Raw genomic sequence first — 781 nt, 5'->3', positions numbered from 1 at the left:
AATCACCGGCTGGTGACCCTGTTCCATCGGGCCTGGCGCAAATACCGGTACTACATCCGATTCCAGCCCGGGGCCAGCGACGGTTTTTCGGAACTGGTGTTTGCCCTGACCGGTTTGGGCGACAGTCGGCTGCGGGAAGCGACACCGGTGAACTGGTCCAAGATGCTGGCCTATGCCGGCTTGATGGCGGGCCGGAGCCGGTCACCGGAAGTGGTCAGCGGTATCATCGGCCACTGCTTTGACCTGGACGACGTCAGCATCGAACAGTGGGTACTGCGCAAAGTGGACATCGCCCGGGATCAGCAAACCTCGCTGGGCAGGGCCAACGCCACCCTGGGCGAAGACACGCTGGTGGGTTCGCGCATCCGGGATCGCAGCGGCAAGTTCATTCTCCGGCTGCGCAATCTGACTCGGCAGCGGTTTGCGGATTTTCTGCCCAATGGCCGGGATCACCAGCGCCTGGTCAAACTGGTGGAGTTCGCTACCCGGGAGCAGCTGGCCTATGACCTGGAGCTGCAAATGCGGCCCAAGGATATTCGCCCCATGCAACTGGGCGAGGATGTTCGCCTGGGCTGGAATTCCTTCGTAACACCGGATCGGGCCCGTGAGCGTCCGGCGGTGCGGATACAGATCAGACGTTAGGGCAGGGAGCCGGAGACGTGGCACAACAAGCAGCAGAACTGACATTAGTGATCACCAACCCGACGGAAACCGGTGGTGGCGCCAGCATTGAACATAGCTTCGGAACCCGTGGCGGTTCCATCGGCACCGCGGCCAGCGA

General features: G+C 62.2%; 1 protein-coding gene. It reads left to right on the top strand.

The window, feature by feature from the left end:
• Positions 1-642 (top strand): type VI secretion system baseplate subunit TssG (gene tssG, locus B3Y70_RS07910; protein WP_288589570.1); only part of this gene is annotated, 642 nt, incomplete at its 5' end.
• Positions 643-781 lie beyond the last annotated feature (139 nt).

Source organism: Marinobacter sp. UBA5687 (genome assembly GCF_002420325.1).
GTDB lineage: Bacteria > Pseudomonadota > Gammaproteobacteria > Pseudomonadales > Oleiphilaceae > Marinobacter > Marinobacter nauticus.
This window is presented reverse-complemented; position numbering and strand designations above follow the sequence as displayed.